Annotated in this window: 15 protein-coding genes; 11 read left to right on the top strand and 4 right to left on the bottom strand. The window is 33.7% G+C overall.

Features of this window, described 5'->3' with window-relative positions; genetic code table 11:
- Positions 1-37: 37 nt before the first annotated feature.
- Positions 38-634, bottom strand: coding sequence for a riboflavin synthase (locus B0A57_RS08065; protein ID WP_011964472.1), 597 nt, complete (start codon positions 632-634; stop codon positions 38-40).
- Positions 635-691: 57 nt separating this feature from the next.
- On the opposite strand from B0A57_RS08065, the gene pdxA reads away from it, so the two are divergent.
- The 7 genes from pdxA to rnpA all read left to right on the top strand — a co-directional run bounded on the left by pdxA (position 692) and on the right by rnpA (position 6,434).
- A complete protein-coding gene (gene pdxA, locus B0A57_RS08060; RefSeq protein WP_011964471.1) occupies positions 692-1,741 on the top strand; it encodes a 4-hydroxythreonine-4-phosphate dehydrogenase PdxA in 1,050 nt (349 codons plus the stop codon).
- Between the two features lie 84 nt (positions 1,742-1,825).
- The gene (locus tag B0A57_RS08055) at positions 1,826-2,389 is read left to right on the top strand and encodes a YceD family protein (protein ID WP_034099533.1); all 564 of its coding nucleotides are present in this window, start codon (positions 1,826-1,828) and stop codon (positions 2,387-2,389) included.
- A gap of 9 nt (positions 2,390-2,398) precedes the next feature.
- On the top strand, positions 2,399-2,593 hold the full coding sequence (gene rpmF, locus B0A57_RS08050) for a 50S ribosomal protein L32 (protein ID WP_011964469.1): 195 nt from the start codon (positions 2,399-2,401) through the stop codon (positions 2,591-2,593).
- 159 nt (positions 2,594-2,752) lie between these two features.
- On the top strand, positions 2,753-3,754 hold the full coding sequence (locus B0A57_RS08045) for a beta-ketoacyl-ACP synthase III (protein ID WP_034099531.1): 1,002 nt from the start codon (positions 2,753-2,755) through the stop codon (positions 3,752-3,754).
- 88 nt (positions 3,755-3,842) lie between these two features.
- On the top strand, positions 3,843-4,322 hold the full coding sequence (gene accB / locus B0A57_RS08040) for an acetyl-CoA carboxylase biotin carboxyl carrier protein (RefSeq protein WP_011964467.1): 480 nt from the start codon (positions 3,843-3,845) through the stop codon (positions 4,320-4,322).
- 88 nt (positions 4,323-4,410) lie between these two features.
- Complete coding sequence (accC, locus tag B0A57_RS08035; RefSeq protein WP_011964466.1) at positions 4,411-5,757, top strand: acetyl-CoA carboxylase biotin carboxylase subunit; 1,347 nt, start codon at positions 4,411-4,413, stop codon at positions 5,755-5,757.
- 281 nt (positions 5,758-6,038) lie between these two features.
- Positions 6,039-6,434 (top strand): ribonuclease P protein component, encoded by a 396-nt coding sequence (gene rnpA / locus B0A57_RS08030; RefSeq protein ID WP_011964465.1) that lies wholly within the window; start codon positions 6,039-6,041, stop codon positions 6,432-6,434.
- A gap of 38 nt (positions 6,435-6,472) precedes the next feature.
- Here rnpA and pckA read toward each other — a convergent pair whose 3' ends face one another.
- Both pckA and B0A57_RS08020 read right to left on the bottom strand, forming a co-directional pair.
- Positions 6,473-8,098, bottom strand: a complete 1,626-nt coding sequence (pckA, locus tag B0A57_RS08025) for a phosphoenolpyruvate carboxykinase (ATP) (protein ID WP_011964464.1) — start codon at positions 8,096-8,098, stop codon at positions 6,473-6,475.
- 69 nt (positions 8,099-8,167) lie between these two features.
- Positions 8,168-8,554, bottom strand: a complete 387-nt coding sequence (locus tag B0A57_RS08020) for a DUF423 domain-containing protein (protein ID WP_011964463.1) — start codon at positions 8,552-8,554, stop codon at positions 8,168-8,170.
- A gap of 84 nt (positions 8,555-8,638) precedes the next feature.
- On the opposite strand from B0A57_RS08020, the gene B0A57_RS08015 reads away from it, so the two are divergent.
- The 4 genes from B0A57_RS08015 (at position 8,639) to B0A57_RS08000 (ending at position 13,939) form a co-directional block, all read left to right on the top strand.
- Positions 8,639-10,009 (top strand): saccharopine dehydrogenase family protein, encoded by a 1,371-nt coding sequence (locus tag B0A57_RS08015; protein ID WP_011964462.1) that lies wholly within the window; start codon positions 8,639-8,641, stop codon positions 10,007-10,009.
- Between the two features lie 149 nt (positions 10,010-10,158).
- Positions 10,159-10,629, top strand: a complete 471-nt coding sequence (locus B0A57_RS08010) for an Lrp/AsnC family transcriptional regulator (protein WP_034099529.1) — start codon at positions 10,159-10,161, stop codon at positions 10,627-10,629.
- Between the two features lie 76 nt (positions 10,630-10,705).
- A complete protein-coding gene (locus B0A57_RS08005) occupies positions 10,706-11,458 on the top strand; it encodes a UDP-2,3-diacylglucosamine diphosphatase (protein ID WP_011964460.1) in 753 nt (250 codons plus the stop codon).
- Between the two features lie 282 nt (positions 11,459-11,740).
- Positions 11,741-13,939 (top strand): TonB-dependent receptor, encoded by a 2,199-nt coding sequence (locus B0A57_RS08000; RefSeq protein WP_038467036.1) that lies wholly within the window; start codon positions 11,741-11,743, stop codon positions 13,937-13,939.
- A 68-nt stretch (positions 13,940-14,007) separates the two neighbouring features.
- Here the strand turns inward: B0A57_RS08000 and B0A57_RS07995 are convergent, their stop codons facing one another.
- Complete coding sequence (locus B0A57_RS07995) at positions 14,008-15,195, bottom strand: C1 family peptidase (protein ID WP_011964458.1); 1,188 nt, start codon at positions 15,193-15,195, stop codon at positions 14,008-14,010.
- Positions 15,196-15,272: the final 77 nt, after the last annotated feature.

The following is a 15,272-nucleotide window of genomic DNA, read 5'->3' as shown; positions in this document are numbered from 1 at the left end:
GGATTTTCTTTTTATAAATATTTTCTTTGAAAAAACACTATTTATCAACATGCAAACTGTGCAATCTCGCTACATATTTTCCAATGACATCAAATTCTAAATTTATTTTTGTTCCAATTTTAAAATCACAAAAATTGGTATGCTCATAAGTATAAGGAATAATAGCCACGCTAAATTCATTTTCTTTAGAATTTACAACCGTTAGGCTCACTCCATTTACAGTAATAGAACCTTTTTCGATGGTAATGTTATTCAAAATCTTATCATATTCGAAAGTAAAATACCAGCTTCCGTTAGCTTCTTCAATACCCTTACAAATTGCAGTTTGATCTACGTGACCCTGCACAATATGTCCGTCAAGTCTGTCTCCAAGCTTCATGGCGCGTTCCAGATTTACCACATCATTTACATTCCAATGGGATAAATTAGTTTTATCTATAGTTTCTTTGATGGCCGTTACGGTATAAACATCGTTATCTATATTCACAACAGTTAAGCAAACGCCATTATGAGCTACACTTTGGTCTATTTTAAGTTCGTTTGTGATATTAGAGGCTACTTTAATATGAATATTTTCGCCGTCTTTCTCTAAAGCTTTTATCGTGCCGAGAGTTTCTATGATTCCTGTGAACATTGCTAGTTTTATTTTAGTAAATTTGCATTCAAAATTAGCAATAAATACGTTAAACTGATGACAAAAAGAGCAGAAAATATAATTGTAGGCATTTCTATAGGAGATTTAAACGGAATAGGCAGTGAAGTAATCCTAAAATCGTTTGAAGATTCGAGAATGCTAGAATTATGTACCCCTATAATTTTTGCCAATGTAAAAATCCTTTCATTTCTTAAAAAAGAACTTCGACTAGAAGCGCCTTTGCACGGAATAGACAGATTAGACCAAATGGTTATAGGTAAAATAAATGTATTAAACGTGTGGCGAGAAGGCGTAAATATAAATTACGGGCAGCTAGATAATGCAGTAGGTAAATATGCTATAAAATCTTTTGTAGCAGCAACCAATGCACTAAAAGAAGGCGGTATAGATGTTTTAGTTACGGCACCCATAAGTAAAGCGAATATTCAAACTGAGGACTTTAAATTTCCGGGTCATACCGATTATTTAGACCAAGAATTAGAAGGCGATGCACTAATGTTTATGATTCAAGACAATTTGCGAGTAGGATTACTTACAGATCATGTTCCGTTAAGTGAGGTAGCAAAACATCTGACCGAAGAATTAATTAGAAAAAAAATAAAAACAATTAACAAATCATTAATTCAAGATTTTGGCATCAGAAAACCCAAAATTGCAGTTTTAGGACTCAACCCTCATTCTAGCGACAATGGCGTTATTGGGAACGAAGAAGACAAAATAATCAAACCAACTTTAAAGAAAATCTTCGATGAAGGAACCTTGGTTTTTGGGCCGTTTTCTGCCGATGGTTTCTTTGGAAATAACCAATATGAAAATTATGACGCCGTAATTGCAACCTATCACGACCAAGGATTAATCCCTTTCAAAACGCTATCTTTCGGAAAAGGAGTTAATTATACAGCAGGTTTAAATAAAGTAAGAACATCGCCAGACCACGGCACTGCTTTCGAAATTGCAGGAAAAGGAATCGCCAATAACAATTCGTTTTTAGAAGCAATATATACAGCAATAGATATTTTTAAATCCAGAAGCGAATACCAAGAAATGACAATAAGACCACTTAAAACAAAAGAAAAGCAGTTATAAACAAAAAAATGTTGATAACGCTTTTAAGTTTATAAAAAATTTATATCTTTGCACTCCCTAATAAAGGAACAAATTGTTGTTAAGATGAAAGTTACAAATGAATTTTTGATCCCATTTATAGGATTAAAGCTAGGTAAACATCAGTTTGAATACCAAATTAGCAAAGCGTTCTTTAGCTACTTTGAGTTTGACGAATTTGAAAGCGCCAACATCAAAGTAAGCATAGTATTAGAAAAGAAAAACACAATGCTTGAATTAAATTTCAATCATTCAGGTACCATAAATGTTCCGTGTGACTTAACTAGTGAAGAATTTGATTTACCTATAAACGGAAATCTAAAACTAATAGTTAGATTTGGAGAAATATTCAATGACGAAAATGAGGATTTACTCACTTTACCCATAGGAGAACACCAAGTAGATGTATCACAGTATATTTATGAGATGGTAGTTTTATCTATACCGCTCAAGAAAATTCATCCAGGGATACAAGATGGTACTCTAGAAACTGAAGCATTGTCTAAACTGAAAGAAATAAGTGTTACTGAACAAGCACAAGACGAAAATGTTCAAGAAGAAACAGAAATAAAAGCAGAGAATACAGACCCACGTTGGGACAAATTGAAAACACTATTAACGGATAAATAATTTTGCAAAATGGCACATCCTAAGAGAAAGATCTCCAAAACAAGAAGAGACAAAAGAAGAACTCACTATAAAGCAACTGTTGCTCAAATCGCAACTTGCCCTATAACTGGTGAAGCACATTTATACCACAGAGCCTACTGGCATGAAGGTAAAATGTACTACAGAGGTCAAGTAGTTATCGACAAGCAAACAGCTGTTGCTTAATACATTTTTTGTATAAAACACCTAACTCTCACTAAGTGAGAGTTTTTTTGTTGACTATAACCGAAAATGAAAATTGAAATAAAAAAAGCTTTTCATTTAAAGTTTTTTTGTAACTTCATCGTCTTTTAAATTTTTTTTAAAAGTATTATTCGAATTTTTATGAATACAATTACTGCCGCAATTACCGCCGTTGGCGCATACGTTCCCGAATTTGTTCTTTCTAACAAGGTGTTAGAAACCATGATCGATACTAACGACGAATGGATAACATCTCGTACGGGAATAAAAGAAAGAAGAATTCTTAAGGAAAAAGGAACAGGAACATCCTACCTTGCTATAAAAGCCGCACAAAACTTAATCGAAAAATCAGGAATAAATCCTGCAGAAATAGACATGGTAATCATGGCAACCGCAACACCAGATATGCCAGTGGCATCAACAGGTGTTTTTGTAGCCACCCAAATTGGCGCTGTAAACGCTTTTGCTTATGATTTGCAAGCCGCTTGTTCTAGCTTTTTATATGGAATGTCAACCGCTGCAGCTTACATACAATCAGGTCGTTACAAGAAAGTATTGTTAATTGGTGCCGATAAAATGTCCTCAATAATAGATTATACAGACAGAGCTACTTGTATTATTTTTGGAGACGGAGCAGGAGCCGTTTTGTTCGAGCCAAATACCGAAGGACTTGGGTTACAAGACGAATATTTACGTTCGGACGGAATAGGAAGAGATTACTTAAAAATAGACGCTGGTGGTTCTTTACTTCCTTCTTCAAAAGAAACGATTGAAAACAAACAACATACAGTTGTTCAAGATGGTAAAACAGTTTTTAAATATGCGGTCTCTGGTATGGCCGATGTGAGCGAAAAAATTATGCAACGCAATAATTTAACACATGAGAATGTTAATTGGCTTATTGCACACCAAGCAAACAAACGTATTATCGATGCTACTGCGCAAAGAATGGGTGTTGACGAATCGAAAGTGTTAATTAATATCGAAAGATATGGAAATACAACCTCCGCAACTTTACCATTATTGCTAAGTGATTTCGAAAATAAATTTAAAAAAGGAGATAATCTTATATTTGCAGCCTTTGGTGGCGGATTTACATGGGGTTCTATCTATTTAAAATGGGCATACGATAAAAAAGATTGAAGAAATTAAAAGAGATATGTACTATCAATCTTTAATTCCTTCAATCTTTTAATCATTAAATATAAAACTATAACTAAAACGAATAACCATGGATTTAAAAGAAATTCAAAATCTAATCAAATTTGTAGCAAATTCAGGTGTTGCAGAAGTAAAGTTGGAAACAGGTGACGTAAAAATCACAATTAGAACAACTTTAGAAGGCAGTACAGAAACAACTTATGTACAACAAATACCTGCTCAAAATATGCTACAACAAGCGGTTGCTCCTCAGCAAATTGTGCCAGTAGTACCTACTACTATTGCTCCTGCAGTAGATGAAAATGCTAAATACATTACTGTAAAATCACCAATTATTGGAACCTTTTACAGAAAACCATCGCCAGATAAACCAATGTTTGTTGAAGTTGGAAGCACAATAGGAAAAGGTGACGTATTATGTGTAATTGAAGCTATGAAATTATTTAACGAAATCGAATCTGAAGTTTCAGGTAAAATTGTTAAGATTTTAGTAGATGATTCTTCACCAGTAGAATTTGATCAACCATTATTCTTAGTAGACCCTTCTTAATGATTGTAAATAGTTAATGATGAGTGTTATACAATCATCGTTTCCTGTAATTTATAATTTATAATTAACAATTTACAATTATTAAAAGATGTTTAAAAAAATATTAATAGCAAATAGGGGCGAAATAGCACTTCGTATTATTAGAACCTGTAAAGAAATGGGTATTAAAACCGTTGCAGTTTACTCTACAGCCGATGCCGAAAGTTTACATGTAAAATTTGCTGACGAAGCAGTTTGTATTGGGCCACCACCAAGTAATTTGTCTTACTTAAAGATGTCAAATATTATTGCTGCCGCCGAAATTACAAATGCAGACGCAATACACCCAGGTTACGGATTCTTGTCCGAAAATGCTAAGTTTTCTAAAATATGTCACGAACATAATATTAAATTCATTGGTGCCTCACCAGAAATGATAGACAGAATGGGAGATAAGGCTTCGGCAAAATCGACCATGATAGAAGCAGGAGTTCCGTGCGTTCCAGGTTCAGTAGGTATTTTAGAATCTTACGAGCAAGCAGAACAATTAGCTGCCGAATTTGGCTATCCAGTCATGCTTAAGGCAACTGCTGGTGGTGGCGGAAAAGGGATGCGTGCCGTTTGGAAACAAGAAGATTTACTAAAAGCTTGGGAAGGCGCTCGACAAGAGTCAGCTGCTGCTTTTGGAAATGATGGCATGTATCTTGAAAAACTAATCGAAGAACCTCGTCATATCGAGATTCAAATCGTAGGTGATTCTTTCGGAAAAGCCTGTCACTTGTCTGAAAGAGATTGTTCAGTACAACGTCGTCATCAAAAATTAACGGAAGAAACCCCATCTCCTTTTATGACCGATGAACTTCGAGATAAAATGGGATTAGCAGCAGTAAAAGCTGCCGAATATATTAAATATGAAGGCGCAGGAACGGTCGAATTTTTAGTAGATAAACACCGTAATTTCTACTTCATGGAAATGAATACCCGCATACAAGTAGAACACCCAATTACAGAACAAGTAATTGATTACGATTTAATTCGCGAGCAAATTATGGTTGCAGCTGGAATTCCAATTTCAGGAAAAAATTATTTACCACAATTACACGCAATCGAATGTCGTATTAATGCTGAGGATCCTTACAATGATTTCCGCCCTTCACCAGGAAAAATTACGGTATTGCATTCGCCAGGCGGACACGGAGTTCGTTTAGACACGCATGTTTACGCAGGTTATACGATTCCGCCAAATTACGACTCGATGATTGCAAAGTTAATTACAACAGCTCAAACACGTCAAGAAGCGATCAATAAAATGAAACGTGCCTTAGACGAATTCGTTATAGAAGGTATTAAAACTACCATTCCTTTTCACAGACAATTAATGGATGATGAAAGATATGTTGCGGGCGATTATACCACTGCATTTATGGATACTTTTGTAATGAAAGAACAAAGATAAATTGACAATCCCACTTGAAAGAGTGGGTTTTTTTTATTAGAAAAAACAACTGTAAACACTCTGTTTAACGCTATTATTTAATTACTTAAGTAACCTTGTTTGAAAATAAATGTCATCAACAACGTTATGAAACTTTACAAATAAGAATGAAAACGGATTTCAAAATCATTAGATGATGTTCTAGTGTGAATAAAATTTATTAAGAAAGATAGTTTGCTTTAAACAGGTAATTTTGGAACATTAATATATTTTATCTTCGTATTTTTGCCTTTTAATTACTCATGAAAAACACTTACCCAATTGCCGAAAGGCTAAAAAGCAAGACAACGATCGATTTACTTTTTTCGGGAGGAAAATCTATATCTAAATATCCTTTACGATTGGTTTATACACCTATTTGTTTAGGGGAGGAGGAGCAAATAAAAATGGGGGTTTCGGTTTCTAAAAAATATTTCAAAAAAGCAGTCGATCGAAATTATTTTAAGCGAGTTTTGAGAGAAACCTATCGTTTAAATAAACATTTGTTATTAGAAAACACAGAAAAAAAGTATGGGTTTATGTTTTTTTATCAAACCAAAGATCGGCTAACCTATCAAGAGATTAACGAAAAAACGATTCAGTTATTTCAAAAATTTGTTCAATATCAAGAAAATGAAAACAAAAAAGAGTTACTCTAGCGAGCAACTCTTTTTTTATAAACCGAATTAATAACGTACTATAATTGTGGTCCTGCTTGTATTAGGTTTTTACCTTCTTCATTATCTGTGTATTGCACAAAATTTTTGATAAATCTTCCTGCTAAATCTTCTGCTTTTGTAATCCATTGCGAAGCATCGGGATAAGTATTTCTAGGATCAAGAATATCAGGGTTTACATCATGTAATGATGTTGGAACTGCAAAATTAAAAATGGGTACTATTGTAGTTTCTGATTTTTCGATAGAACCATCTAAGATAGCATCAATAATAGCACGGGTATCTTTTATAGAAATACGCTTTCCTGTTCCGTTCCAGCCAGTGTTTACCATATAAGCTGTAGCTTTATGTTCTTCCATTTTCTTTACCAATTCTTGTCCGTATTGTGTAGGATGCAATGATAAAAAAGCTTTTCCGAAACAAGCCGAAAAAGTAGGTTCTGGTTGTGTGACACCTCTTTCTGTTCCTGCTAATTTTGCAGTAAATCCAGATAAGAAATAATATTTAGTTTGTTCTGGTGTTAATTTAGATACTGGAGGCATAACTCCAAAAGCATCGGCAGTTAAGAATATTACTTTTGTAGCATGACCAGCTTTAGATACGGGTCTTACAATATTGTCTATATGATTTATTGGGTAAGAAACTCTTGTGTTTTGAGTAACTGATCCGTCTTTAAAATCTATTTTTCCGTTAGCATCAACAGTTACATTTTCAAGTAATGCGTTTTTGCGAATTGCTTTGTAAATATCTGGTTCGTTTGCTTGGCTTAGATCGATTGTTTTTGCATAGCAACCACCTTCAAAATTGAAAACACCATCGTTATCCCAACCATGTTCGTCATCTCCTATTAATTCTCTTTTAGGATCTGTAGATAAAGTTGTTTTTCCTGTTCCAGATAATCCGAAGAAAACGGCAACATCACCATCTTTCCCTTTGTTTGCAGAACAGTGCATCGATGCCATTCCTTGCAATGGTAAGTAGTAATTCATCATCGAGAACAATCCTTTTTTCATTTCGCCACCGTACCAAGTTCCTCCAATTAATTGAATTTTTTCGGTCAAGTTAAACGCTACATATACTTCAGAGTTTAATCCGTGTGCGGCAAAATCTTTAAATTCAGTTTTAGAACCATTCATTACTACGAAATCTGGTTCTCCGTAGGTTTCCAATTCGGCATCGGTTGGACGAATAAACATATTTTTTACAAAATGTGCTTGCCAAGCCACTTCAACAATAAAACGAACTTTTAGGCGAGAATTCTCATTAGCGCCACAAAAAGTGTCTATTACAAAAAGTCTTTTTCCAGATAATTGAGAAACTGTGGTTTGTTTTAGCGCATTCCAAGTGTCTTGAGAAATTGCTTTGTTATCGTTTACTGCTTTTTCTGAGGTCCACCAGATGGTGTTTTCAGTTATTGCATCTTTTACGATATATTTGTCTTTTGGGGAGCGACCTGTAAATTCGCCTGTCATTACATTTACAGCGCCAAGTTCAGTTAGCTGTCCTCTTTCGTAGCCTTCAAGAGCAGGATTTAATTCTTCTTGGTATAAAAATTCAAACGAAGGGTTATGAATTATTTCTGAAGCGTTTGTTATTCCGTACTTTTCTAACGAAATCGGGTTCGTAGATTGTTTATATGTTTCCATAAATAATTTTATGTGTGAATACTTGAACAAAGTGCAAAAGTATAAATATTATTTCAAACAGCTTAGATATTATTCTTTTTTTATACCTATATAATAAAAAGTAATTACCCAAGAAGCTATAAGAAGTAATCCCCCTATTGGTGTTATTGGACCTAAAAATTTAAAATTCAAACCAATTATAGTACCTGATGTTAATAAAAATATAGAACCTGAAAATAAGATCGTTCCAAATAAAGTGAGATAAAAAACAACTTTTTTCTGTTTCATTTCCATGAATGTTGTCATGCTTACAAATAGCAAAAACAAAGCGTGATACATCATATATTTTACACCTACTTCAAATGACGATAACTGTTCTAGTGTTAAAACTTTTTTTAAGGCATGAGCTCCAAAAGCACCTAATATTATCGATACAAATCCAAAAACTAATGCAGTGAGAATGATTTTTTTATTCATAATCTTTTTAATTAAAACTTCTGTTTTCTTTCGTCAAAAATATAACATTTTATTACATTTGCGTTACTTTTTTACAATCAAAAAATGAGAAACGTACTTATTATTGGCGCAGGACGCTCAGCATCTTCACTTATAAAATATCTTTTAGACAAGTCTGAAACAGAAAACTTGCACCTTACTATTGGCGATTTGTCTCTAGAATTGGCCCAGCGAAAAACCAAAAACCACAAAAATGCTACCGCTATTGCTTTAGATATTTTTGAGGCAAACCAGCGGCAAACAGAAATTCAGAAAGCAGACATCGTTATCTCTATGCTACCTGCACACCTGCACATCGAAGTAGCAAAAGATTGTGTTCTTTATAAAAAACACATGGTAACCGCTTCTTACATTAGTGATGCTATGCAAGAATTAGACGCAGCTGCCAAAGAAAACAATTTGGTTTTCATGAACGAAATAGGGCTCGATCCAGGTATCGATCACATGAGTGCCATGAAAGTGATAGATGAAATACGTAGCAAAGGCGGAAAAATAATACTTTTCGAATCATTTTGTGGCGGATTAGTAGCGCCAGAATCTGACAATAATCTTTGGAATTACAAATTTACTTGGGCACCAAGAAATGTAGTTTTAGCAGGGCAAGGTGGCGCAGCAAAATTTATACAAGAGGGCACTTACAAATATATCCCATATCACAAATTATTTCGCAGAACCGAATTTCTAGAAGTAGAAGATTATGGTCGTTTTGAAGGCTATGCTAATAGAGATTCTCTAAAATACCGAAGCATTTATGGTTTAGACGATGCCTTAACCTTGTATCGAGGAACAATTAGAAAAGTAGGCTACTCTAAAGCATGGAATATGTTTGTACAACTAGGTATGACAGATGATTCTTATATAATAGATGATTCTCAAACGATAAGTTACCGTGAATTTGTAAACCTATTTTTACCATACCACCCAACAGATTCTGTCGAAATAAAACTTCGTTTAAGTCTTGGTATCGAACAAGATGACATCATGTGGGACAAACTATTAGAACTCGATTTGTTCAACAAAAATAAAATTGTAGGTCTAAAAGATGCCACACCAGCACAAATTCTCGAAAAAATACTAACCGATAGTTGGACTTTGCAACCACAAGATAAAGACATGATTGTCATGTACCACAAGTTCGGATACGAACTCAACGGAAACCAGCATCAAATAGATTCTAAAATGGTTTGCATTGGCGACGACCAAACCTATACAGCAATGGCAAAAACAGTAGGATTGCCAGTAGCAATGGCAACTTTACAAATCCTAAACAAAAAAATTACAACACCAGGCGTTCAGTTGCCTATAAATTCCGAAGTGTATTTGCCAATCTTGAAAGAATTAGAAGAATTTGGCATTCATTTCAAAGAAACCCAAATGCCTTATGTAGGTTACAATCCTGATAAAATTAGAAATTAATTTTCTTTTTTTGGACACAAAAAAAATTGCCACAGATTTCTTTAATAAATTTGAAGACATATTTTATTAATCTGTGGCAAAAAATTAAACACGGCTACTTACAAGTGATTTAAAACTAAATCTTTATTTTTGATTTAAATTTATAGCCCATGAGGACAAATCAGTTACAAATAGAAATAGATGGTATAGACAAAGAGATTCTTCGTTTCCTGATGGAAGACGCTCGAAAACCAATACTTCAAATTGCTAATAAAATAGGAATCTCTGGCGCAGCCATTCACCAGCGATTGCGAAAACTAGAAGAAGCAGGTGTAATTTCAGGGTCAAGATTAATCGTAAACACAAAAGTATTAGGCTACAATACCATGGCTTTTGTGGGTGTTTATTTAGAAAAAGCATCCAGTAATCCCGAGGCCGTAAAAGAATTAAAAAAAATACCCGAAGTTTTAGAGTGTCATTATACCACAGGAAATTGGAGTATTCTTATCAAAATTATATGCCGTGATAATGAGCATTTGATGAACTTGCTAAACAAAAAAATACAGCCTATTGCTGGTGTTTCTAGAACCGAAACCTTTATATCTTTAGACCAACAAATAGAAAGACAAATTCAATTATAAATTTATGTAATACGATTTATCTTTCATCAAAAACCATTTTGCTATAAATCCTTATCTTTGCTTGAAACAAAACCAAATGACTATTTCAACATCAAAAAAAATATACTTTGCTAGCGACCAACATTTAGGAGCGCCAACCGCCGAAGCCAGTTTTCCTAGAGAACAAAAATTTGTTGCTTGGCTCGACGAAATAAAGCAAGATGCCGAAGCCATTTTTTTGTTAGGAGATTTATTCGATTTTTGGTTCGAATACAAAACAGTTGTCCCAAAAGGTTTTGTTCGTGTTTTAGGAAAACTTGCCGAAATTCGTGACAGCGGAATTCCAATTTATTTCTTTGTAGGAAATCACGATTTATGGATGGATGATTACTTCGAAAAAGAACTCAATATACCTGTTTATCATACAACTAAAGAATTTACTTTCAATAATAAAAACTTTTTGATAGGTCACGGAGACGGTTTAGGGCCTGGCGATAAAGGATACAAACGCATGAAAAAAGTATTCGTGCATCCGTTTTCTAAATGGTTGTATCGCTGGTTGCATCCAGATATTGGCATGAAATTAGCCCAATATTTATCGGTCAAAAACAAACTCATCTCGGGTAGCGAAGATGTTGTTTTTCTAGGAGAAGACAACGAATGGCTAGTGCAATATGCTAAATACAAACTAGAAAGCAAACATTATGACTTCTTTGTTTTTGGTCATCGCCATTTACCAATGGAAATAGAAGTAGGCAAAAACTCGAAATATATTAATCTAGGCGATTGGATTGGATATTTTACCTATGGTAGTTTCGATGGTAGTATTTTTGAACTTAAGAAGTACTAAAACCTCAATTCTAGATCCCTTATACAATTTATAAGGATATACCACATAAGTTCATTTTAGTTTTTTTATATTGTTTAAAAACTCTAATTTTGCATCGTCTCAAAGGGGTGCTAGATTTCAAAAAACGAATAACAGCTGAGATTATACCCACAGAACCTGAGCAAGTAATGTTGCTAAGGGAATAAATGACAAATAAGGTAATGTACAAGTTATCTAAGTCATAGAAACATTAATTTTAAAAAAAAAGAATAATTCCCCCTTTTATTCGTAAAATCTTTACGGATGAAACATTTATTACAAGCAAGAAGCAAAAGGGCAAAAACAAATCCTAGCTTAAAACCTAAAGCAGCAAAACAAAGCCTAATTACAGGCGTAATGCTAATAATTGCCTATTGCCTACTACCTATTGGCGTTATAGCGCAAGAAACAGACACTACAAAAACAAAAAAATTAGACGAAGTAATGGTACAAGCCATTCGTGTTAACGAAAAAGCACCAGTTTCCTTCTCTAATTTTACAAAAAAAGAACTCGGAAAACGAAATTTAGGTCAGGACATTCCTATTTTGATGAATTACTTGCCATCGGTCGTAACAACTTCCGATGCCGGAAATGGTTTTGGATACACAGGAATTCGAGTTCGTGGCTCTGATGCTACTCGTGTAAATGTAACTGTAAATGGGATTCCGTATAACGACTCAGAAAGCCAAGGAACTTATTTTGTAGATATGCCAGATTTTGCCTCGTCTTTACAAAGCATTCAATTACAGCGTGGTGTAGGAACTTCAACAAATGGTTCTGGGGCTTTTGGTGCAAGTTTAAATATGTTGACCGATAATTATTCTGAAAAAGCAAATGGTGAAATTTCAAATTCATTTGGAAGTTTCAATTCTAGAAAACATACTGTAAAATTTAGTACAGGGCTAATAAACGGGCATTTTGAAATTGCAGGAAGATTATCAGACCTTCGCTCTAGCGGATACATAGACCGGGCTTTTTCCAATTTAAAAGGCTACTTCTTACAAGGAACTTATGTAGGCAAAACCACATTAATAAAAGCAATGGTTTTTGGCGGAAACGAGAAAACCTATCAAGCATATTATGGTATCGATGAAGCTACTTTAAAAATAAACCGTACCGAAAACCCAATAGGAGCATTTACAGACCAAGCAGGAAACCACCGTTTTTATGACAACGAAACCGATAATTACAAACAAGATCATTATCAATTGCATTGGAATGAAAAAATTTCTGAACATTGGAACACCAATTTAGCTTTTCATTTTACAAACGGTTTGGGTTATTATGAAAATTATAAAGAAGACCAAAAGCTAGTAAAATATGGCATTTCGGATATAATTTTGGGAGGAGTAACTATTAAAAAAAGTGATTTAATTCGTCAGAAATGGTTAGATAATGATTTTTACGGCACCACTTTTTCTGCTAATTTCAAAAATCAAAAATTAGACTTTATACTTGGTGGAAGTGCTAATAAATATGAAGGAAAACATTACGGAAAAGTAATTTGGACTCGATTTGCATCAAATACGGAATTAGGTGATCATTATTATGATGATTTTGCTACCAAAACAGATGCAACGGTATTTGCAAAAGCAACGTACAAAGTGGTTAATAAAATTAATTTATTTGTAGATTTACAATACCGAAATGTAGGTTACAAAGCTAACTTTGTTCCAGCATTAGTAAACGAAAATTTAAATTTCTTGAATCCCAAAGCAGGAATTACTTACTTACTTAATAACAATAATCATATTTATTTCTCTTATGCCAAGGCAAATAGAGAGCCAAATAGAACCGATTACGAAAACGGAACGCCAAAAGCAGAAAGTTTAGATGATTATGAATTAGGTTGGCGTTTTGCAACACAAAAAACACAAATAAATATAAATGGTTTTTACATGCAATACAAAAATCAGTTGGTTTTAACAGGCGCTTTAAATGCGGTTGGGAGTCCAATAAGAACTAATGTTGGTGAAAGTTACCGTGTAGGATTAGAAATTGATGCTAATATAAAAATAGCCAATAAATGGGCAGTTCGTCCAAATATTACCATTTCGGAAAATAAAAATAAAGATTTTGTAAACGATAACGGAACAAGTTTAGATAAACTTGGAAACACAAATTTAGCCTATTCTCCAAAAATTGTTGCAGGGAATATTTTGAGTTTTGTGCCAATAAAAAACTGGGAAATTTCTTTATTATCAAAATTTGTTGGCGAACAATTTTTATCAAATTTAGAAGATAAAAATTCAAAACTAAAGGATTATTATATTCAAAATTTTCATTTAAGTTACGTCATCGAACCTAAAAAAATAGTAAAAGCAATTGAAATTTCTTTTCTAGCTAATAATATTTTTGATACTCAATATATATCAAATGGGGCAGATTATGGTGGTGGATATGTGGTTTATTTTCCGCAAGCAGGAGCCAATATTTTAGCAGGGCTAACACTAAAATTTTAGGAAAAACGAGCGCATAAAAAAAACCATCAAAATTTTTTATTTTGATGGTTTTTTTTATTTAAATAAAACTATATTTTTAATTTCTTAGCCATATCTGCAGAAAGGGCTTTTTTGTTTAGCATAATATCAGTTGTTTTATATTTTACAAATTCTTTTGTCATATACAAATACCCTTTGTAGTCGTTTGTAGTTCCCCAAGAATTTTTTACAATATAGTATTCTTTTCCGTTTTGGTCTTTAGATAAGCCTACAATATGCATTCCGTGGTCATCGGTCGTGGTGTAATTATCAAACGCTTTTTGGCGCATTTCTTCGGTAACAACTGCTTCTTTTTTAGGGCCGTTAAACAAATCTGCTTTTTCTTCTGGCGTCATATCGTCGATTTTCTTTTCAGGAACAAAAGCCACTCCGTTTTTCCAGCTGAATGTTTTTTCGCTCACATCGCCTCCCCAAGCTACTGAATAACCTGATTTTAAAGCATTGTCTATAACATCTGTTAGTTCGTTAATTTTTACGTTATATACTTGGTCGAAAGCCCAATTGTCTGGAACCATCAATACAAATTTCGAGTAATAAGGATATTCTTGTAAAGACGAAATTTCGATATAATCTTCGGCATTAATTCCTACCACTTCTTTTGCAAAGGTTTCGGGTGTGTATTTTTTTCCGTTATAATCAAATGATTTTGGTGTTTCTCCCAAATAAGAATCAATTACTGCTGTGTAAGCTTTTTCCCAGTTTGGTGTGAGTTCCCCGTTAGGATTTTTTACAACCGCAGCTAGTAAAGCTTCGCCTAAAGCTGCCATTTCGCCAAATTTATTTTTGTCTGTTCCGTAATTTAAACCTGTATAAACAGATTGTGGTACAGCGCCATATTTGCGATACATATTCATCACGTCATGAAAAGCACCACCATCACCTAGTGTAACTGCACCGTGCATACGAACATAATTTCTTCCTTTTTCTACATAAGCATTACGTGCTGAAAAGATTTGAGACAATTCTATGGGCTTTTTCCCCATTTTTATCATTTCTGATTCTAAAAAGGAGTTTGCCGAATAACTCCAGCAAGTTCCAGAGGAACCTTGGTTTTTTATCGATGTGTTTTCGACATTTACAACATCTGTAAATTTGAAAGCTTCTTTGCTTTTTTCGCTCGCATTTATTTTTAATGAATTCACTAAATTGTCTTGTGCAAAGCTTGATGCACCAGCTATTAATGAAGTCGCTATAAATAGGCATTTAATTGTATTCATGTTTTTTATTTTTTAATGGTTTGTAAAATTAAAAAATGTTCTTTCTTATTTTTTAATTTAACAGTAATTTGGGTTTT

Origin of the sequence: Flavobacterium psychrophilum DSM 3660 = ATCC 49418 (genome assembly GCF_002217405.1) — a bacterium.
Classification (GTDB): domain Bacteria; phylum Bacteroidota; class Bacteroidia; order Flavobacteriales; family Flavobacteriaceae; genus Flavobacterium; species Flavobacterium psychrophilum.
Note: the sequence above shows the minus strand (reverse complement) of the source record. Positions and strands in the feature narration are given on the sequence as shown.

Excerpts from the sequence above, each read along its gene's own strand:
- B0A57_RS08065 (WP_011964472.1), bottom strand. The coding sequence starts at position 634 with ATGTTCACAGGAATCATAGAAACTCTCGGCACGATAAAAGCTTTAGAG.
- pdxA (WP_011964471.1), top strand. The coding sequence starts at position 692 with ATGACAAAAAGAGCAGAAAATATAATTGTAGGCATTTCTATAGGAGAT.
- B0A57_RS08055 (WP_034099533.1), top strand. The coding sequence starts at position 1,826 with ATGAAAGTTACAAATGAATTTTTGATCCCATTTATAGGATTAAAGCTA.
- rpmF (WP_011964469.1), top strand. The coding sequence starts at position 2,399 with ATGGCACATCCTAAGAGAAAGATCTCCAAAACAAGAAGAGACAAAAGA.
- B0A57_RS08045 (WP_034099531.1), top strand. The coding sequence starts at position 2,753 with ATGAATACAATTACTGCCGCAATTACCGCCGTTGGCGCATACGTTCCC.
- accB (WP_011964467.1), top strand. The coding sequence starts at position 3,843 with ATGGATTTAAAAGAAATTCAAAATCTAATCAAATTTGTAGCAAATTCA.
- accC (WP_011964466.1), top strand. The coding sequence starts at position 4,411 with ATGTTTAAAAAAATATTAATAGCAAATAGGGGCGAAATAGCACTTCGT.
- rnpA (WP_011964465.1), top strand. The coding sequence starts at position 6,039 with ATGAAAAACACTTACCCAATTGCCGAAAGGCTAAAAAGCAAGACAACG.
- pckA (WP_011964464.1), bottom strand. The coding sequence starts at position 8,098 with ATGGAAACATATAAACAATCTACGAACCCGATTTCGTTAGAAAAGTAC.
- B0A57_RS08020 (WP_011964463.1), bottom strand. The coding sequence starts at position 8,554 with ATGAATAAAAAAATCATTCTCACTGCATTAGTTTTTGGATTTGTATCG.
- B0A57_RS08015 (WP_011964462.1), top strand. The coding sequence starts at position 8,639 with ATGAGAAACGTACTTATTATTGGCGCAGGACGCTCAGCATCTTCACTT.
- B0A57_RS08010 (WP_034099529.1), top strand. The coding sequence starts at position 10,159 with ATGAGGACAAATCAGTTACAAATAGAAATAGATGGTATAGACAAAGAG.
- B0A57_RS08005 (WP_011964460.1), top strand. The coding sequence starts at position 10,706 with ATGACTATTTCAACATCAAAAAAAATATACTTTGCTAGCGACCAACAT.
- B0A57_RS08000 (WP_038467036.1), top strand. The coding sequence starts at position 11,741 with ATGAAACATTTATTACAAGCAAGAAGCAAAAGGGCAAAAACAAATCCT.
- B0A57_RS07995 (WP_011964458.1), bottom strand. The coding sequence starts at position 15,195 with ATGAATACAATTAAATGCCTATTTATAGCGACTTCATTAATAGCTGGT.